The following is an 18,781-nucleotide window of genomic DNA, read 5'->3' on the forward strand; positions in this document are numbered from 1 at the left end:
CGGCTCTCCATTTTTCCTGTCCCCGAGGGGATCAATTCTTGTTATCGGCCAATTGGTATTCCGGTCACTTCTGACCGGAATACTTTGCCTGGATTTCCTGCGCGACGTTCGACGGAACCGGCGCGTAATGATCGAAGGTCATCGTGTACTGCGCACGGCCCTGAGACATCGAACGCAGGTTGTCGACGTACTTGAACATGTTTGCCAGCGGGACGTTCGCGTTGATGACAACGGCGATACCGCGGCTTTCCTGGCCCTGGATCTGGCCACGACGCGAGTTCAGGTCGCCGATGACGTCGCCGACGTAGTCTTCCGGCGTTACGACTTCGACCTTCATCATCGGCTCGAGGAGCTGAGCACCGGCTTCGCGGGCTGCTTCACGGAAGCAAGCGCGGGAAGCGATTTCGAAGGCCAGAACCGACGAGTCGACGTCGTGGAAGGCACCGTCGATGAGCGTCGCCTTGACGCCGAGCATCGGGAAGCCAGCCAGCGGGCCCGAAGACAGAACGCTTTCGATACCCTTCTGAACGCCCGGGATGTATTCCTTCGGAACAGAACCGCCGACGATCTTGGACTCGAACTTGAAGTCGTCGCCATCCGGGTTCGGTTCGAACACCAGCTTGACGCGGGCGAACTGACCAGTACCACCCGACTGCTTCTTGTGGGTGTAGTCCTTTTCCGTCTGACGCGTGATGGTTTCGCGGTAAGCAACCTGCGGCGCACCGACGCTTGCTTCAACCTTGAATTCGCGACGCATGCGGTCGACGATGATGTCGAGGTGAAGTTCACCCATGCCGGCGATGATGGTCTGGCCCGATTCCTGGTCCGTCTTGACGCGGAAGGACGGATCTTCTGCAGCCAGGCGGTTGAGCGCGAGGCCCATCTTTTCCTGGTCGCCCTTGGTCTTCGGCTCGATCGCGATCTGGATGACCGGCTCGGGGAATTCCATGCGCTCGAGGATAACCGGCTTCAGCGGATCGCAGAGCGTATCGCCAGTGGTGGTTTCCTTGAGGCCGGCCAGAGCAACGATGTCGCCAGCAAAGGCTTCTTCGATGTCTTCACGCGAGTTCGAGTGCATCTGCAGCATACGGCCGACGCGCTCGCGCTTGTCCTTGACCGTGTTGATGACCGATGCGCCCTTTTCGAGCTTGCCGGAATAGATGCGGGCGAAGGTGAGCGAACCGACGAAGGGGTCGTTCATGATCTTGAATGCCAGCATGGACAACGGCTCGCTGTCGTCAGCATGACGTTCGATCTCGGCGTCGGTCTTGAAATCGATGCCCTTGATCGCCGGAATGTCGAGCGGCGACGGCAGGTAATCGACAACGGCGTCGAGCAGCGGCTGAACACCCTTGTTCTTGAAAGCCGTGCCGCAGAACATCGGATGGAACTTGACGTCGATCGTGCCGCGACGGACGAGCGCGCGGATCTGTTCGTTGTCAGGCAGGTTGCCTTCGAGGTAGGCTTCGGTCGCGGCTTCGTCGATCTCGACAACGGTCTCGATCAGCTTTTCGCGGTACTCGGCAGCCTTTGCCTTCATGTCTTCCGGAATTTCGACGACGTCCCACTGAGCGCCGAGCGATTCGTCGCGCCAGATGAGAGCATTCATCTCGATCAGGTCGATAACGCCCTTGAAGTCGCTTTCGGCGCCGATCGGCAGCTGCATGACGACGGCGGTAGCGCCGAGGCGGGTCTTGATCATCTCGACCGAGCGATAGAAGTCAGCGCCGGTCTTGTCCATCTTGTTGCAGAAGATCATGCGCGGAACATGATACTTCTCAGCCTGACGCCAGACCGTTTCCGTCTGCGGCTCAACGCCGGCGTTGGCGTCGAGCAGAGCGATAGCACCGTCGAGAACGCGCAGCGAACGCTCGACTTCGATGGTGAAGTCGACGTGGCCGGGGGTGTCGATGATGTTGAAGCGGCGGGTCTTGCCGTCGCGGCCCTTCCAGAAGGTGGTCGTAGCAGCGGAGGTGATCGTGATACCACGCTCCTGCTCCTGCTCCATCCAGTCCATGGTGGCTGCGCCGTCGTGCACTTCGCCGATCTTGTGCGACTTGCCGGTGTAGTAAAGAATACGCTCGGTGGTCGTGGTCTTGCCGGCGTCGATGTGCGCCATGATACCGAAATTGCGGTAGTCTTCGATTTTATATTCGCGAGCCATGATGGACTGCCTTTCCGAAACCGTTCGGGATTACCAGCGATAATGCGAGAACGCACGGTTGGCATCAGCCATCTTGTGCGTGTCTTCGCGCTTCTTAACGGCAGCGCCGCGGTTGTTGGAGGCATCGAGAAGTTCGCCGCTGAGGCGATCGACCATGGTCGTTTCATTGCGCTTGCGAGCAGCAGTGATCAGCCAACGAATGGCGAGAGCCTGACGGCGCTCCGGACGAACATCAACCGGAACCTGGTACGTAGCACCACCAACGCGACGCGAACGAACTTCAACGTGCGGAGCGATGTTATCCAAAGCCTGATGGAACACGCCGAGCGGCTCCTGCTTTGCCTTGCCCTGCACGGCGTCGAATGCGCCGTATACGATGCTTTCAGCGACGGACTTCTTGCCGTCGAGCATGATAGCATTCATGAACTTGGTGACGACCAGATCGCCGAACTTCGGGTCCGGGTTGATCTCGCGCTTTTCTGCCTTATGACGTCTGGACATGTACTTCTCGTCTCTCAACTGTTAGCGGCGCCTCACCACGCGGAGAACCTCGCGCAGCGCCGGATTATCTGAAACCGAATTACTTCGGACGCTTCGCACCGTACTTCGAACGGCGCTGCTTACGGTTCTTGACACCCTGGGTATCGAGAACGCCGCGGATGATGTGGTAGCGAACACCCGGAAGGTCCTTCACGCGGCCGCCACGGATCATGACGACGGAGTGTTCCTGAAGGTTGTGACCTTCGCCGGGAATGTAACCAATGACTTCGAAGCCGTTGGTCAGGCGGATCTTTGCGACCTTACGCAGAGCCGAGTTCGGCTTCTTCGGCGTGGTCGTGTAGACGCGGGTGCAAACGCCGCGCTTCTGCGGGTTCTCCTGGAGAGCGGGAACCTTATTACGCTTTACCTGCGCCTGGCGAGGCTTGCGGATCAGCTGGTTTACGGTAGGCATTCAACCATCCCTTGTAAATCTATCTCGACACCCTTGCGGGCATGACTATCGCCGTCACCGGCAACGACACACGATCGTCTCAATGCGCAAAACGTGGCCCGATCCGCTTTCGCAGATGGACCACAAAAAAGCAGAGGACACCTAGAGTGGCGTCTTGCGTGCAGCATTCGTGTCTTCAACGTGCGTTTTAGAACCTTGTTTGAGGTGAACTTCAGGGCGCGTCGCCCCGAACGGCCATGCCTCACATGGGTTCCGATGGCGGCGGTACTACTGGTTTCGCGCCGGTTCGTCAAGGCCGGTTAAGAAATTATCTTTGTCACAAAGGCCCGGAAGCCCGGGAAAACCAGCCATTTGGCGCTTTGAATAGGGAAATGCCGCCCCTTCGGCAAGATGGACTTTGGTATTTCGCCAAAATCCCTATAAGGAATCACCGAAAGGCATTTTCATCCGACGCCCTGCCCTACCACAAGGAATCGCCGGGTCGATTCGATACTCCCGAAGGAAGATTCATGATTACTGCGCCAGACAACGACAATAACTCCGATGGTCCCATGGTCTTCATCATCATCGGCAAGGGCTACGAGACCGATGGCGGCGAAGGCATCGATCTGCACGTCATGCTGAAGGCGCCGGATGACGACACCGCCGTGCGCGAGGCGCTCAATGCGCTCGCAGAGGAAGGTTTCATCGAAGCGGACCTAGATCAGATCGGCCTACTGACGGATATCCCGGACGAAGAGCCGCACGCCTCCGCCTATCAGGGCGCGCTCGAAGGCGAAGTCGCGATCATCCGTTTCCGCTGAAGGCGGATGCCTTGACACAGGGTAGCTAGACTGCCCGCGCCTCTCGCATCTCTTAATTGCTAGTGCACAAAAAGAAACCGCCCAGATCGCTCCGGGCGGTTTCTTTATTGGTCATGTCCTGAACCGCTTATTCAGCGACGGGAACATTCTCGCTGGCCATATCCTGCAGCATCGGCGTTGCGACGGCTGCGCCCGTGCCCTTGCGACGCTCCTCGAGGATGAGTTCGTCGCGAGCCGTAGCGATACGGCGGATCTGCGTCATGGTGCCGCCGGTACCGGCCGGGATGAGGCGGCCGACGATGACGTTTTCCTTCAGACCCTGCAAACCGTCGGTCTTGCCGGCGATCGCAGCTTCCGTCAGCACCTTGGTCGTTTCCTGGAAGGAAGCGGCCGAGATGAAGGACGGCGTCTGCAACGATGCCTTGGTGATGCCGAGCAGAACCGGATCGCCGTAGGCGGGCTTCTTGCCTTCTTCGATCAGACGGTCGTTGGCATCGTCCAGCTCGATACGGTCGACATTGTCGCCGACGATGTACTGGCTGTCGCCCGCATCGGTGATTTCCACCTTCTGCAGCATCTGACGGACAATCACTTCGATGTGCTTGTCGTTGATGACAACGCCCTGCAAGCGGTAGACTTCCTGGATTTCGTTCACCAGGTAGGAAGCCAGAGCCTCCACGCCCTTGATCGCCAGGATATCGTGCGGAGCCGGGTTACCGTCAAGGATGTAGTCACCCTTTTCGATATAGTCGCCTTCCTGAAGGTGGAAGGGCTTGCCCTTCGGGATCAGGTATTCGACCGGCTCGACACCGTCTTCCGCCGGCTCGATGATGACGCGACGCTTGTTCTTGTAGTCGCGGCCGAGGCGGATCGTACCATCGATCTCCGCGATGATGGCGTGGTCCTTCGGACGACGAGCTTCGAACAGTTCGGCAACGCGCGGCAGACCGCCGGTGATGTCCTTGGTCTTGGCGCTTTCCAGCGGCGAACGGGCGAGAACGTCACCCTGCGACACCTTCGTGCCCGGCTCGACGGACAGGATCGCATCGACCGAGAGCAGGAAGCGGGCTTCGCCACCACGCGACAGCTTGGCTACATTGCCGCTGGCGTCCTTGATGACGATCGCCGGCTTCAGATCGGAGCCGCGCGGCGTCGAGCGCCAGTCGATAACCTGACGCTTGGTGATGCCGGTGGATTCGTCCGTCGCTTCGAGAACCGAGAGACCGTCGACGACGTCTTCGAAGTGAACCGTACCGGCCACTTCCGTCATCATCGGACGGGTATAGGGATCCCACTCCGCCAGACGCTGACCGCGCTTCACCTTGTCGCCTTCGTCGACATACAGCTTCGAGCCGTAAGCGACGCGCTGCGAGGAGCGTTCGACACCACGTTCGTCCAGGATCTGGACCGTCATGTTGCGGCCCATGGCAACCAGGTTGCCATCCGAGTTGCGCAGCATGTTGCGGTTCTTGATCTGAACCGTACCCTCGTAGGAAGCTTCCAGGAACGACTGGTCGACCACGGTCGCCGTGCCGCCCAAGTGGAAGGTACGCATGGTCAGCTGCGTGCCCGGCTCACCGATCGACTGTGCGGCGATGACGCCGACAGCTTCTCCGAGGTTGACAGGCGTGCCGCGAGCCAGGTCGCGACCATAGCAGACGCCGCAGACGCCCGTCTGGATTTCGCAGGTCAGTGCCGAACGGATACGGATCGACTGGATACCAGCCTTTTCGATCTCGATGACATCAGGCTCGAGGATCATCTTGCCGGCATCGACGAGGCGCTCACCCGTGACCGGATGATCGATATCGTCAAGCGCCGTACGGCCGAGGATGCGGGCGCCGAGCGAAGCGACGACCTGACCGGCATCGACGATGGCGGTCATGGTGAGGCCGTTCTCGGTGCCGCAATCGACGTGCGTGACGATGCAGTCCTGAGCGACGTCGACGAGACGACGGGTCAGGTAGCCGGAGTTTGCGGTCTTCAAGGCGGTGTCCGCCAGACCCTTACGGGCGCCGTGCGTCGAGTTGAAGTACTCGTTAACGGTCAGGCCTTCCTTGAAGTTCGAGATGATCGGCGTCTCGATGATTTCACCCGACGGCTTGGCCATGAGGCCGCGCATGCCGCCCAGCTGACGCATCTGGTTCGGAGAACCACGAGCACCCGAGTGGCTCATCATGTAGATCGAGTTCATCGGCTTCTGACGACCGGTCTTCTCGTCGAATTCGACAGCCTTAATGCGGGCCATCATTTCTTCGGCGACCTTTTCCGTGGCCTTGCCCCAGGCGTCGACAACCTTGTTGTACTTCTCGCCCTGGGTGATGAGACCGTCGTTGTACTGCTGTTCGTATTCCTTCACCAGGGCTTCGGTATCGCCGACGATCTTAACCTTGGTGTCCGGAATGACCATGTCGTCCTTGCCGAACGAAATGCCGGCGCGGCAGGCATGGGCGAAGCCGAGCTGCATGATGCGGTCGCAGAAAATGACCGTGTCCTTCTGGCCGCAATGACGGTAGACCGTGTCGATCATCTTGGAGATGTTCTTCTTGGTCATTTCCTGGTTGCAGATATCGAAGGTCACCTTGCCATGCTTCGGCAGAAGTTCGCCGATGAGCAGACGGCCAGGCGTGGTTTCGTAGATCTTCGAATAGGGCTTGCCCTCTTCGTCGACCGACTTGAAGCGGCCGCGGATCTTCGAGTGCAGCGTGACGACCTTGTTTTCGAGCGCGTGATGCAGCTCGCCGAGGTCGGAGAAGGCCATGCCTTCGCCCGGCTCGTTCTGGTTCAGGATCGACAGGTAGTACAGGCCGAGAACCATGTCCTGCGAGGGAACGATGATCGGCGCGCCGTTTGCCGGGTGCAGAATGTTGTTGGTCGACATCATCAGCACGCGGGCTTCAAGCTGGGCTTCCAGCGAGAGCGGCACGTGAACGGCCATCTGGTCACCGTCGAAGTCGGCGTTGAAGGCCGTGCAGACGAGCGGATGCAGCTGGATGGCCTTGCCTTCGACCAGCATGGGTTCGAAGGCCTGGATGCCCAGGCGGTGCAGCGTCGGAGCGCGGTTCAAGAGAACCGGATGCTCGCGGATGACCTCGTCGAGGATATCCCAGACTTCCGGCTTTTCCTTTTCGACCAGCTTCTTGGCCTGCTTGACGGTCGAGGAGTAACCCTTCGCGTCGAGGCGGGCGTAGATGAACGGCTTGAACAGCTCGAGCGCCATCTTCTTCGGCAGGCCGCACTGGTGCAGCTTCAGTTCCGGGCCGGTCACGATGACCGAACGGCCGGAATAGTCGACGCGCTTGCCGAGCAGGTTCTGACGGAAGCGGCCCTGCTTGCCCTTGAGCATGTCGGACAGCGACTTCAGCGGACGCTTGTTGGCGCCGGTGATGACGCGGCCGCGACGGCCGTTGTCGAACAGCGCATCGACAGATTCCTGCAGCATGCGCTTTTCGTTGCGGATGATGATGCCCGGAGCGCGCAGTTCGATGAGGCGCTTCAGACGGTTGTTACGGTTGATGACGCGGCGGTACAGATCGTTGAGATCCGAGGTCGCGAAACGGCCGCCATCGAGCGGAACCAGCGGGCGCAGGTCCGGCGGGATGACCGGGACGACCTTCATGATCATCCATTCCGGACGGTTGCCGGATTCCATGAAGTTCTCGACGATCTTCAGGCGCTTCATCAGCTTCTTCTGCTTGAGATCCGACGTGGTGTCGGCAAGCTCGGAGCGCAGGTCGCCGGCGATCTTCTCGAGGTTCATGCTGGCCAGCATCTCGTAGATCGCTTCAGCGCCGATCATGGCGGTGAACTGGTCTTCGCCATACTCGTCGACGGCGAGCATGTACTCTTCTTCCGAGAGAAGCTGATGCTCCTTGAGAGCAGTCAGGCCCGGCTCGGTGACGATGTAGTTTTCGAAGTAGAGGACGCGCTCCACATCCTTCAGCGTCATGTCGAGCAGCGTCGAAATACGGCTCGGCAGCGACTTCAGGAACCAGATGTGGGCAACGGGAGCGGCGAGCTCGATATGGCCCATGCGCTCACGGCGAACGCGCGACAGCGTGACTTCGACGCCGCACTTTTCGCAGATGATGCCCTTGTACTTCATGCGCTTGTACTTGCCGCACAGGCACTCGTAGTCCTTGATCGGTCCGAAGATGCGTGCGCAGAAAAGACCATCGCGTTCCGGCTTGAACGTGCGATAGTTGATCGTTTCCGGCTTCTTGATCTCGCCATAAGACCAGGAAAGAATCTTCTCCGGCGATGCGATCGATATCCGGATGGAATCGAAATTCTGTGCAGGCACCTGCGGGTTGAAAAGATTCATGACCTCTTGGTTCATGCCTATCTCCTTTTGGGGCGAAGCGCCCTCGAACTGCAATCAGTGCCGGCAAATTCCCGGGAACCGGACTGACGCACTAAAACGACAATAACCGCGAAATGCGGCGAAACCGTCCCTGCCTGGCGCTACCCGAAACCGGGCGCCGGCTGGAACGGTGCGCGCTGCTTGGCAGCGCGCACCCTATCGATTGTTACTCGGCCGCGTCCGGAAGCTGGCTTGCGGTCTGCAGATCGTCGACCTTGGAATTTTCCAGTTCGACGCTGAGGCCCAGCGAGCGCATTTCCTTGACGAGAACGTTGAAGCTTTCCGGAATGCCCGCTTCGAAGGTGTCGTCGCCACGAACGATGGCTTCGTAGACCTTGGTACGGCCGGCCACGTCGTCCGACTTGACCGTGAGCATTTCCTGCAGCGTGTAGGCCGCGCCGTAAGCTTCGAGCGCCCAGACTTCCATTTCGCCGAAGCGCTGACCGCCGAACTGCGCCTTACCGCCCAGCGGCTGCTGGGTAACGAGCGAGTACGGACCGATCGAACGGGCGTGGATCTTGTCGTCGACAAGGTGGTTCAGCTTCAGCATGTAGATGTAGCCAACCGTGACCTGGCGGTCGAACTGCTCGCCGGTACGACCGTCGTACAGCGTCGACTGACCGGTCTGCTTGAGACCTGCCATTGTCAGCATGTGGTTGACATCCGCTTCGCCGGCGCCGTCGAAGACCGGGGTCGCGATGGACACGCCGCGCTTCCACTGGTCTGCGAGACGCAGAACCGACGCATCGTCATACTCGTGCACGTCGTCGCTCTTCGGGCCATCGCCAACGACCAGATCGATCGTCTTGCGCAGCGGTTCGATGTTGCCGCTCGCCTTATAGGCTTCGATCAGTTCGCCGATCTGGCGACCCATGCCGGCGCAAGCCCAGCCAAGGTGCGTTTCGAGAATCTGACCGACGTTCATGCGCGAGGGAACGCCGAGCGGGTTCAGCACGATGTCGACATGCGTACCGTCTTCGAGGAACGGCATGTCTTCGACCGGCACGATGCGCGAGACCACGCCCTTGTTCCCGTGACGGCCTGCCATCTTATCGCCCGGCTGGATCTTGCGCTTAACAGCGACGAAGACCTTGACCATCTTCATGACGCCCGGAGGCATTTCGTCGCCGCGCTGGACCTTTTCGACCTTGTCCATGAAGCGCTGTTCGAGGCGCGACTTGGATTCGTCGTACTGGCCGCGCAGGGCTTCCAGTTCGCCCTGGACCTTTTCGTCCTCGACGGCGAACATCCACCACTGCGAACGCGGATACTCCGAAACGACAGCGTTCGACAGTTCCGTGCCCTTCTTGAAGCCCTTCGGACCTGCAAGAGCAACCTGACCACGCAGCATCTCGACCAGACGGCCGTAGACGTTACGGTCGAGGATCGCCTGCTCGTCGTCGCGGTCCTTCGCAAGACGTTCGATCTCTTCGCGCTCGATCGCCATGGCGCGTTCGTCCTTCTCAACGCCGTGACGGTTGAAGACGCGAACTTCGACGACCGTACCGTAGGTGCCGGGCGGCATGCGCATGGAGGTGTCGCGAACGTCGGAGGCCTTTTCACCGAAGATGGCGCGCAGAAGCTTTTCTTCCGGCGTCATCGGGCTTTCGCCCTTCGGCGTGATCTTGCCGACGAGGATATCGCCCGGCTGAACTTCGGCGCCGATGTAAACGATGCCGGCTTCGTCCAGGTTCTTCAGCGCTTCTTCCGAAACGTTCGGAATATCGCGGGTGATTTCTTCCGGACCGAGCTTGGTGTCGCGCGCCATCACTTCGAATTCCTCGATGTGGATGGAGGTGAACACGTCGTCGGCAACGATACGCTCGGAGAGCAGGATCGAGTCTTCGTAGTTGTAGCCGTTCCACGGCATGAACGCGACGAGCACGTTCCGGCCGAGAGCCAGATCGCCGAGGTCGGTCGACGGACCGTCGGCCAGGATGTCGCCCTTGTTGACCACGTCACCGACGGTAACCAGCGGGCGCTGGTTGACGCAGGTGTTCTGGTTGGAACGCTGGAACTTCATCAGGCGGTAGATATCGACGCCGGACTTCGACGGATCGAGGTCTTCGGTGGCGCGGATAACGATACGCGTCGCGTCGACCTGGTCGACCACGCCGCCGCGGCGGGCGCCGATAGCAGCACCGGAGTCACGCGCCACGACCGGCTCCATGCCGGTACCGACGAACGGAGCTTCGGCACGCAGGAGCGGCACGGCCTGACGCTGCATGTTCGAGCCCATGAGAGCGCGGTTGGCGTCGTCGTTTTCCAGGAACGGGATCAGAGCCGCAGCAACCGAAACCAGCTGCTTCGGCGAGACGTCCATCAGGTTGATGTTGTCGCGCGGAGCGAGCATGACTTCGCCGGCATGACGGCAAACAACGAATTCCTCGATGAAGGAGCCGTCGGTGTCGAGCTCGGCGTTGGCCTGAGCAACGTAGTACTTCGCCTCTTCCATAGCAGAGAGGTAGAGCACGTCGTTGGTCACCTTACCGTCGATGATGCGGCGATAAGGGCTTTCGATGAAGCCGTACTTGTTGACGCGGGCAAAGGTCGCCAGCGAGTTGATGAGGCCGATGTTCGGACCTTCCGGCGTTTCGATCGGGCAAATACGACCGTAGTGCGTCGGATGAACGTCGCGGACTTCGAAGCCGGCGCGCTCGCGGGTCAGACCGCCCGGGCCGAGAGCCGAAAGACGACGCTTGTGGGTGATTTCCGAAAGCGGGTTCACCTGGTCCATGAACTGCGACAGCTGCGAAGAGCCGAAGAATTCGCGAACGGCGGCGGCAGCCGGCTTGGCGTTGATGAGATCCTGCGGCATGACCGTATCGATTTCGATCGAGGACATACGTTCCTTGATCGCACGCTCCATACGCAGCAGACCCAGACGATACTGGTTCTCCATCAATTCGCCGACCGAACGGACGCGGCGGTTGCCGAGGTTGTCGATGTCGTCGATCTCGCCCTTGCCGTCGCGCAACTCCACGAGCATCTTGACCACGGCCAGGATGTCGTCCTTGCGCAGGATGCGGACGGTGTCTTCGACGTCGAGGTCGAGACGCATGTTCATCTTCACGCGGCCGACGGCGGAGAGGTCGTAGCGCTCCGCATCGAAGAACAGCGAGTTGAACATGGCTTCAGCCGATTCCATGGTCGGCGGTTCACCCGGACGCATGACGCGGTAGATATCGAACAGAGCGTCCTGACGGTTCTCGTTCTTGTCGGCAGACAGCGTGTTGCGGATGTAGGCACCGACATTGATGTGGTCGATGCCGAGAACCGGGATCTCGTCGAAGCCAGCCTTCAGGATGATCGGCAGGGTCTTCTCGTCGATTTCGTCGCCGGCTTCGAGATAGATCTCACCGGTCTGGAAGTTGACGATGTCTTCTGCCAGGAACAGACCATACAGCTCTTCGTCGGTTGCCTTCAGAGCCTTGAGGCCCTTTTCCTGCAGCTGACGCAACAGGCGCGGAGTGAGCTTCTTGCCGCCTTCGACCACGACTTCGCCGGTGTCGGCGTCGATCATGTCTGCTACGGTCTTGGCACCCTTCAGCGTTTCAGCCTTGAAGGGAATACGCCAGCCCTGACCGTCGCGCTGGTAGAGCGACTTCGTGTAGAAGGTCGACAGGATCTCTTCGCCGTCCATGCCGAGCGCCATCAGCAGCGACGTCACCGGAATCTTGCGGCGGCGGTCGATACGGGCGTAGACGATATCCTTGGCGTCGAATTCGATATCGAGCCAGGAACCGCGATACGGGATGACGCGGGCAGCAAAGAGCAGCTTGCCGGAGGAATGGCTCTTGCCCTTGTCGTGATCGAAGAAGACGCCCGGCGAACGGTGCATCTGCGACACGATCACACGCTCGGTGCCGTTCACGATGAACGTACCGTTATTCGTCATGAGCGGCATGTCGCCCATGTAGACGCTCTGTTCCTTGATGTCCTTGATCGACTTCGCGCCCGTATCCTCGTCGATATCGAACACGATCAGACGGAGGGTCACCTTCAGCGGCGCTGCATAGGTCAGGTCGCGCTGGCGGCACTCATCGACGTCGAACTTCGGCGGCTCGAATTCATAGGAAACGAACTCCAGCATGGAAGCGCCGGAAAAATCGGTGATCGGGAAAACCGACTTGAAGACGGTCTGAAGACCTTCGTCCGGGCGGCCGCCCTTGGGTTCTTCGACCATGAGAAACTGATCGTAGGATGCCTTCTGAACCTCGATGAGGTTCGGCATCTCTGCGACTTCGGGAATCTTACCAAAAAACTTGCGTACGCGCCTGCGACCGTTGAACGAAAGGGTCTGAGCCATCGTCGCTCCTTTAAAATCCTGCACCCGGGCCTGCAACGGATGGGAAACGCTGGCCAGGCGACCCCATCAATCAATGAGTAGTTCAATCTCGTCTATCTAACCGAAAACCGCTCGGCACGGATTGCGTCGCGGTTCGGTTTGAGACCATCCTCTTGAAGAACCCATTACCCAAAAGCCGTTTTTCCCGCGGCTTTTGGGTAATTCGTTCAGAAAAACGGCGAATGGGAGATGGCGAAAAGCCACCTCCCAAAGCAGTTTAAAGCTTACTTAACGTCGACCTTAGCGCCGGCGTCTTCGAGCTTCTTCTTGATGTCAGCAGCTTCAGCCTTGGAAACAGCTTCCTTGACAGCCTTCGGAGCGGCTTCAACGAGGTCCTTGGCTTCCTTGAGGCCCAGGCCGGTGATGGCGCGGACTTCCTTGATGACGTTGATCTTGTTCGCGCCGGCATCAGCGAGGATGACGTCGAACTCGGTCTTTTCTTCTTCAACAGCAGCAGCAGCGCCAGCACCACCAGCAACGGCAGCAACAGCTACCGGAGCAGCGGCGGATACGCCCCACTTTTCTTCAAGAAGCTTCGACAGTTCTGCGGCTTCGAGAACGGTCAGCGAGGAGAGGTCGTCTACGATCTTTGCGAGATCAGCCATTTTAGTAGTTCCTTTTGTTCGGTTCGAACTGGTTGATTATAAACAGCGAAAAACCGCCTTACGCGGCTTCGTCCTTCTTGGCGTAGGCCGAGAACACGCGAGCAAGCTGACTTGCCGGCGCTGCAACAACACCTGCGATGCGGGTAGCCGGAGTCTGGATCATGCCCAGCAGCTTCGCGCGCAGCTCGTCCAGCGAAGGCAGGGTCGCGAGCGACTTTACACCTTCGGCGTTGAGCGTTGTTGTTCCCATGGCGCCGCCCAGAACAACGATCTTGTCGTTGCCCTTGGCGAAATCCACGACGACCTTCGGAGCGGTAATCGGATCAGTGCTGTATGCAATCAGCGTCTGACCGGTGAAGAGATTGGAAATCCCTTCCGCGTCCGTGCCCTGAAGAGCAATTTTGGCCAGGCGGTTCTTCGCGACTTTGACGGTGCCGCCAGCAGCGCGCATCTTCGAACGGAAATCGTTCATCTGAGCGACTGTAGCACCAGCATAGTGGGCCACGACAACCGAGCCCGAAGCCTTGAAGACTTCGTTCAGTTCCGTGACGAATTCGCGTTTTTCCGCTCTTTCCACTGCTTTTCTCCAGTTGACAGGACCGGGTTAACGGGCCTGCCGGGTTGCCTTTTGCCTCCTGGGATCAAAAGAGATCCCAAGCGACGCTTGAGGATCCTGTCCCCTCGCGCTCGAACCTGACGGCTCCAAGGCACAAGGCATCCAAGGCTCGAACCGAGTTCATCGAAGCTGAGCTTCTTCAAAATTCGGGTCTTACCCGTCTCATGCAGGCTTGAGTGATTAAGGGATAACCACCTGCAATCTCGGACAGGAATTCCGGATTTCTCCGGAAATCCCGGCCCCGAAAGGCCGGGAGTTCTTAAACGCCGGGCACAATGCCCGGCATGATCATCAGGCGCTCGGCGCCGTAACGGTCGACGGCTCGATCTTGACGCCCGGACCCATGGTCGAGGAGATCGCTACGCGCTTGAGGTAGTTGCCCTTGGCGCCAGCCGGCTTTGCCTTGATGACGGCATCGGCGAAGGCGCGGATGTTCTCTTCCAGAGCCTTGGCGTCGAAGGAGGCCTTGCCGATACCGGCATGGATGATACCAGCCTTCTCGACGCGGAACTCGACAGCGCCGCCCTTGGAAGCTTCAACAGCACCCTTGACGTCCATCGTAACCGTACCGACCTTCGGGTTCGGCATCATGCCGCGCGGGCCGAGAACCTTACCGAGGCGGCCGACGAGCGGCATCATGTCCGGGGTCGCGATGCAACGATCGAAGTCGATCTTGCCGCCCTGAACGATTTCGACCAGGTCTTCAGCGCCGACGATGTCAGCGCCTGCAGCCTTGGCTTCGTCAGCCTTGGCGCCGCGAGCGAAAACGGCAACGCGAACCGTACGGCCGGTGCCGTTCGGCAGGTTGACGACGCCGCGAACCATCTGGTCGGCGTGACGCGGGTCAACACCGAGGTTCATCGCGATTTCGACGGTTTCGTCGAACTTGGCGACGGCACGTTCCTTGACCATGTTGATGGCCAGATCCAGAGCATAAAGCTTGGTCGGATCGACGCCTTCGCGAATCTTCTGAATACGCTTTGCTACCATGGTCTTAGCCCACCACTTCCAGGCCCATCGCACGGGCAGAGCCCTCGATCATGGCCATTGCGCCTTCGATATCGGCGGCGTTCAGATCCTTCATCTTGGCTTCGGCGATAGACTTCACCTGAGCCTTGGTGAGGGTGCCAGCCTTGGCGCCCTTGCCGGGGGTCTTCGAACCGGACTGAATCTTCGCTTCCTTCTTCAGGAAGTAGCTGACCGGCGGCTGCTTCATGACGAAGGTGAAGGACTTGTCCTGGTAATAGGTGATGACGACCGGGATCGGCATACCCTTTTCCATTTCCTGCGTGGCGGCATTGAACGCCTTGCAGAATTCCATGATGTTAATGCCACGCTGACCAAGCGCAGGACCGATCGGCGGCGACGGATTCGCCGAGCCGGCCTTCACCTGCAGCTTGAGCTGGCCTGCAACTTTCTTAGCCATTTCTCTCTGCCTTTCTACATAGCCGGTTGCCCGGCCTACTATGCCGGATCGCTCCGGCGGCTGCGGTTGCGTGGTGCGGATCACCAGGTCCGGCTAAGACCCTACCCTTCCACGCGAATTGCGGCTGAGCCGCAAGATATAAGCGAGCACTCACTTATATCCAAACTTAAACGGGAGGCCGGCCGAAAGACCAACCTCCCCGATCGGACAGATCAGACCTTCTCGACCTGACTGTATTCCAGCTCGACCGGCGTAGCGCGACCGAAGATCGATACCTCCACCTTCAGGCGCGAACGCTCTTCGTCTACATCCTGAACCGTACCGTTGAACGAGGCGAACGGACCATCGGAAACGCGAACCTGCTCGCCGATCTCGAAGGATACGGAGGCCTTCGGCCGCTCGACGCCTTCCTGGACCTGACCGAGAATACGCTCGGCTTCATAATCCGGAATCGGAACGGGCTTATTGTCGGAGCCGAGGAAGCCGGTAACCTTCGGCGTGTTCTTGATCAGGTGGTAAGCCTCATCCGTCAGGTTGGCGCGAACCAGCACATAACCCGGGAAAAACTTACGCTCGCTGTCGACCTTGCGACCGCGACGGACTTCGACAACCTTTTCGGTGGGCACGAGGATCTTTTCGAACAAATGCTCGAGACCTTTCTGCCTAGCCTTCTCCTCGATGGATTCAGCCACCTTCTTTTCGAAATTTGAATAAGCGTGGACGATGTACCAACGTGCCGCCATGTTCATCTCCACCCGATATTAGTTGCCGGTATTCAGCACGTAGCCGAGAACCCAGCCGATGAGCTGGTCGGCAGCAAAGAAAAACAGCGAGGCGAAAATAACCATAACGAGAACCATCACCGTCGAGATCATCGTCTCGCGGCGCGACGGCCAAGTAACTTTCGACGTCTCGGAGCGCACCTGCTGCAGAAACGCTAGTGGATTCGATTTGGATGCCATTGACTGCCCACGCAATTACGGCGCGTAAAGCTGAACATATCAGCCCCACGCACCGCGTGTCTGTTGAACCCCTACATAAACACCGATTCCCAATTTAACAAGAGGCAATCCAGCGTTTTCGAAAATTTGCCGCCAAACCGGCATAATTCCAAACTCAAGAAGCAGCGATAATAACGCGCCAGTCAAGTCAGGAAAAATGGCAGGGGCAGCAGGGCTCGAACCTACGACCTGCGGTTTTGGAGACCGCCGCTCTACCAACTGAGCTATACCCCTTCGTCCTTCGAGTATTCACTTCAAGCGGTGGACCGCCCGAGCAGTTCGAAGACATGGCGCTCCTTTAAGGCGGGATGAAACGATTGGCAAGAGCGTTTTTTGTTTTTTCCCAACCGAACCTGTAGCTTCGCATGGCACAGGCTGATGCCGCCGCCGTCGCCATACCGGAGGAGCCGCCGATGAATACGCCGAGGAGGCGCATTTCCGCAATCATCGTTCTCCAATCGAGCCGACTGGTCCGCGTTTCAGAAACTTCGACTTCATCGACATCAAGACGCCATCCGTGGACCGAATCACGCTTGTCTTGCCAGAGGCACCCACATCTCGGGCGCCGCTGGGAGTGGCGCCCGACATTCTTTCCTTACGGGTTTTGTGTCTCAGACCTCAACATAACGCCGCCAGTTGTGCTCTTCCTTGAAACCGAGAACCTCACGGATCTTGCGGTTGGACAGGAGGCCCTCATATTCACCGATCTCGCGCATGAAGGGGACATTCGGAAAATGCTTGGCGGCAAGTTCACGCGACGGCGTATTGGCCGATACCGTATCATTCGCAGCATTGAACACCTCGAAACCGAGACCGCTCTTTTCGATACAGAGATGAACGATCTGACCGAGATCGCGAGCGTCGATATAGCTCCAGGCGATCCGCTTGCGAATTTCACTATCGGCGAAATATTCGGGAAAACGCTCATATTCGTGCGGCTCGATGACATTGCCGATACGCAGCGCGTAGATGTCGATGCCGAAGCGTTCGGCAAAGGCGCGGGCGGTCTTCTCGTTCACGACCTTGGACAGGCCGTAGGAATCCATCGGATTGACATCATAGTCCTCCTCCAGGGGGAAATGATGGAAATCGCGATGGCCTTCGGCAAAGCAGACGCCATAGGTCGTCTCGCTCGAGGCGATGATGATCTTCTTCACGCCGAGCTTCGCAGCCGCCTCGATGACATTGTAGGTGCTCATCGTGTTGATGCGGAACGTCTCGTTATCGGGCTTGATCAGGATGCGCGGGATGGCGGCGAAATGCACCACCGCGTCGAAAGGCTGCACGCCCTTACCACGATCCAGATCCGGAAAATCGCGATGCATGGTCAAGACATTATAGACTTGTCCCGAATCGGTGACATCGGCTAGCAGATTGGTGACACCGGGGCTGTTCAGCGGCACGAGATCGACGTTGTGGACTTCGTAGCCGGCATTGACCAGCCATGGAACGGTGTGACGCCCAGCCTTGCCGCTGCCGCCCGTGAACAAAATACGTTTCTTCATGAAATCTCCTCCAGATAAAATCGAGCGGTAAATAGGCCCTTGCATGCGTTACGCAAGACACGGCTTGGTGACCCCACACTTTCCCGGCAAGATAATCGGAGCGACTCGGCAAAACATGTGCCGCACGTCGGAAAAGACGAAGGGAGATGGGACGAATGCGGCCGATCACGCTTGTCGAATATGATCCGCAATGGCCCTATCTCTTCGAAAGCAGAAGCAAGGCGATCGGTCTGCTGCTTGGCCATCCCGCCGCCTTCCATCATATCGGCAGCACCGCTGTCGTCGGGCTGTGCGCCAAACCCAAGCTCGATATCGATGCCGTCCTTTCCTCCAACGAGATGAGACTGGACGCAACGGAGCGCCTGAAGGACGACGGATATCGCTTTCACGGCGATCTGCACGGTGCCGACCGCTGGACCTTCACCAAGGATGAGACGCCCTACGGTACGCGACTCTACCTTTGCCTGCCGGGCAACGAGGCCCACCGGGAGCGCCTTCTCTTCCGCGACTATCTACGCGCTCATCCCGAATTGGCGGCGGGCTATGCGATCTTGAAACGACGTCTGGCCGAAGAGGCCAATGGTAATTGGGACCACTATACCGGTGGCAAGACCGATTTCGTTGCCGATGCCGTACGCCGTGCGAAGGCAGAACTCGCACCACCAGGAAGTGTCACTAATCAGTGATCGCGGCAAGAGCGCCATTCATGCACATGTTTTGGAATTCGGAGATTTGAATGAAGTGCGAGCCTCCACGACCAGCCTCGTGCTTCGAGGCTCCGGCCCCTTCGACAGGCTCAGGTGCCTGCGCACCTCACCATGAGCAAGGGCTGATCTCACTTCCCAAGACTGCACATTGAACTGACCTCTCGCCACAGGAGCTGACCTCATGCCACGGGCGCTCTCCATCCTCACCGTGAGGATGCCCTCTGCTTTCTGACCAATGAAAAAGGCCCCGCTGTTTCCAGCGGGGCCTTCTTATAAAGGAATAATCCGAAG

Annotated in this window: 14 protein-coding genes and 1 tRNA gene; 2 read left to right on the forward strand and 13 right to left on the reverse strand. The window is 58.9% G+C overall.

The window, feature by feature from the left end; translation table 11 throughout:
- Positions 1-64 precede the first annotated feature (64 nt).
- From fusA to rpsL, 3 genes are all read right to left on the reverse strand, one after another.
- Complete coding sequence (gene fusA / locus RHSP_RS22175; protein WP_037153810.1) at positions 65-2,164, reverse strand: elongation factor G; 2,100 nt, start codon at positions 2,162-2,164, stop codon at positions 65-67.
- A 30-nt stretch (positions 2,165-2,194) separates the two neighbouring features.
- Complete coding sequence (gene rpsG / locus RHSP_RS22180; protein ID WP_037153812.1) at positions 2,195-2,665, reverse strand: 30S ribosomal protein S7; 471 nt, start codon at positions 2,663-2,665, stop codon at positions 2,195-2,197.
- A 79-nt stretch (positions 2,666-2,744) separates the two neighbouring features.
- Complete coding sequence (gene rpsL, locus RHSP_RS22185) at positions 2,745-3,116, reverse strand: 30S ribosomal protein S12 (protein ID WP_003507760.1); 372 nt, start codon at positions 3,114-3,116, stop codon at positions 2,745-2,747.
- 509 nt (positions 3,117-3,625) lie between these two features.
- Here rpsL and RHSP_RS22190 point away from each other — a divergent pair.
- Positions 3,626-3,919, forward strand: coding sequence for a hypothetical protein (locus tag RHSP_RS22190; RefSeq protein WP_004123433.1), 294 nt, complete (start codon positions 3,626-3,628; stop codon positions 3,917-3,919).
- A gap of 127 nt (positions 3,920-4,046) precedes the next feature.
- Here the strand turns inward: RHSP_RS22190 and rpoC are convergent, their stop codons facing one another.
- From rpoC to RHSP_RS22240, 10 genes are all read right to left on the reverse strand, one after another.
- Positions 4,047-8,258, reverse strand: coding sequence for a DNA-directed RNA polymerase subunit beta' (gene rpoC / locus RHSP_RS22195; protein ID WP_037153815.1), 4,212 nt, complete (start codon positions 8,256-8,258; stop codon positions 4,047-4,049).
- A 190-nt stretch (positions 8,259-8,448) separates the two neighbouring features.
- Positions 8,449-12,591, reverse strand: a complete 4,143-nt coding sequence (gene rpoB, locus RHSP_RS22200) for a DNA-directed RNA polymerase subunit beta (RefSeq protein WP_004123440.1) — start codon at positions 12,589-12,591, stop codon at positions 8,449-8,451.
- A gap of 263 nt (positions 12,592-12,854) precedes the next feature.
- Positions 12,855-13,235, reverse strand: coding sequence for a 50S ribosomal protein L7/L12 (gene rplL / locus RHSP_RS22205; protein WP_004123442.1), 381 nt, complete (start codon positions 13,233-13,235; stop codon positions 12,855-12,857).
- A 58-nt stretch (positions 13,236-13,293) separates the two neighbouring features.
- Positions 13,294-13,812, reverse strand: coding sequence for a 50S ribosomal protein L10 (rplJ, locus tag RHSP_RS22210; protein WP_004123444.1), 519 nt, complete (start codon positions 13,810-13,812; stop codon positions 13,294-13,296).
- A gap of 330 nt (positions 13,813-14,142) precedes the next feature.
- Positions 14,143-14,841: a 50S ribosomal protein L1 gene (gene rplA, locus RHSP_RS22215; RefSeq protein WP_004123446.1), complete on the reverse strand. Its 699-nt coding sequence runs from the start codon at positions 14,839-14,841 to the stop codon at positions 14,143-14,145.
- 4 nt (positions 14,842-14,845) lie between these two features.
- A complete protein-coding gene (rplK, locus tag RHSP_RS22220) occupies positions 14,846-15,277 on the reverse strand; it encodes a 50S ribosomal protein L11 (protein WP_004123453.1) in 432 nt (143 codons plus the stop codon).
- 212 nt (positions 15,278-15,489) lie between these two features.
- Complete coding sequence (gene nusG / locus RHSP_RS22225) at positions 15,490-16,020, reverse strand: transcription termination/antitermination protein NusG (RefSeq protein ID WP_004123460.1); 531 nt, start codon at positions 16,018-16,020, stop codon at positions 15,490-15,492.
- An 18-nt stretch (positions 16,021-16,038) separates the two neighbouring features.
- A complete protein-coding gene (gene secE, locus RHSP_RS22230; protein WP_037153823.1) occupies positions 16,039-16,239 on the reverse strand; it encodes a preprotein translocase subunit SecE in 201 nt (66 codons plus the stop codon).
- A gap of 197 nt (positions 16,240-16,436) precedes the next feature.
- Positions 16,437-16,512: transfer RNA gene (locus RHSP_RS22235), tRNA-Trp, on the reverse strand.
- Positions 16,513-16,889: 377 nt separating this feature from the next.
- Positions 16,890-17,783, reverse strand: coding sequence for an NAD-dependent epimerase/dehydratase family protein (locus RHSP_RS22240; RefSeq protein WP_037153826.1), 894 nt, complete (start codon positions 17,781-17,783; stop codon positions 16,890-16,892).
- Positions 17,784-17,938: 155 nt separating this feature from the next.
- Here RHSP_RS22240 and RHSP_RS22245 point away from each other — a divergent pair, with 155 nt between their 5' ends.
- The gene (locus tag RHSP_RS22245) at positions 17,939-18,469 is read left to right on the forward strand and encodes a GrpB family protein (RefSeq protein WP_004123470.1); all 531 of its coding nucleotides are present in this window, start codon (positions 17,939-17,941) and stop codon (positions 18,467-18,469) included.
- Positions 18,470-18,781: the final 312 nt, after the last annotated feature.

It is taken from the genome of Rhizobium freirei PRF 81 (assembly GCF_000359745.1).
In the GTDB taxonomy this organism is placed as follows: Bacteria; Pseudomonadota; Alphaproteobacteria; order Rhizobiales; family Rhizobiaceae; genus Rhizobium; species Rhizobium freirei.

What these genes read in the sequence shown, in the direction of transcription:
- fusA (WP_037153810.1), bottom strand. Translation starts at nt 2,164, where the DNA reads ATGGCTCGCGAATATAAAATCGAAGACTACCGCAATTTCGGTATCATG.
- rpsG (WP_037153812.1), bottom strand. Translation starts at nt 2,665, where the DNA reads ATGTCCAGACGTCATAAGGCAGAAAAGCGCGAGATCAACCCGGACCCG.
- rpsL (WP_003507760.1), bottom strand. Translation starts at nt 3,116, where the DNA reads ATGCCTACCGTAAACCAGCTGATCCGCAAGCCTCGCCAGGCGCAGGTA.
- RHSP_RS22190 (WP_004123433.1), top strand. Translation starts at nt 3,626, where the DNA reads ATGATTACTGCGCCAGACAACGACAATAACTCCGATGGTCCCATGGTC.
- rpoC (WP_037153815.1), bottom strand. Translation starts at nt 8,258, where the DNA reads ATGAACCAAGAGGTCATGAATCTTTTCAACCCGCAGGTGCCTGCACAG.
- rpoB (WP_004123440.1), bottom strand. Translation starts at nt 12,591, where the DNA reads ATGGCTCAGACCCTTTCGTTCAACGGTCGCAGGCGCGTACGCAAGTTT.
- rplL (WP_004123442.1), bottom strand. Translation starts at nt 13,235, where the DNA reads ATGGCTGATCTCGCAAAGATCGTAGACGACCTCTCCTCGCTGACCGTT.
- rplA (WP_004123446.1), bottom strand. Translation starts at nt 14,841, where the DNA reads ATGGTAGCAAAGCGTATTCAGAAGATTCGCGAAGGCGTCGATCCGACC.
- rplK (WP_004123453.1), bottom strand. Translation starts at nt 15,277, where the DNA reads ATGGCTAAGAAAGTTGCAGGCCAGCTCAAGCTGCAGGTGAAGGCCGGC.
- nusG (WP_004123460.1), bottom strand. Translation starts at nt 16,020, where the DNA reads ATGGCGGCACGTTGGTACATCGTCCACGCTTATTCAAATTTCGAAAAG.
- secE (WP_037153823.1), bottom strand. Translation starts at nt 16,239, where the DNA reads ATGGCATCCAAATCGAATCCACTAGCGTTTCTGCAGCAGGTGCGCTCC.
- RHSP_RS22240 (WP_037153826.1), bottom strand. Translation starts at nt 17,783, where the DNA reads ATGAAGAAACGTATTTTGTTCACGGGCGGCAGCGGCAAGGCTGGGCGT.
- RHSP_RS22245 (WP_004123470.1), top strand. Translation starts at nt 17,939, where the DNA reads ATGCGGCCGATCACGCTTGTCGAATATGATCCGCAATGGCCCTATCTC.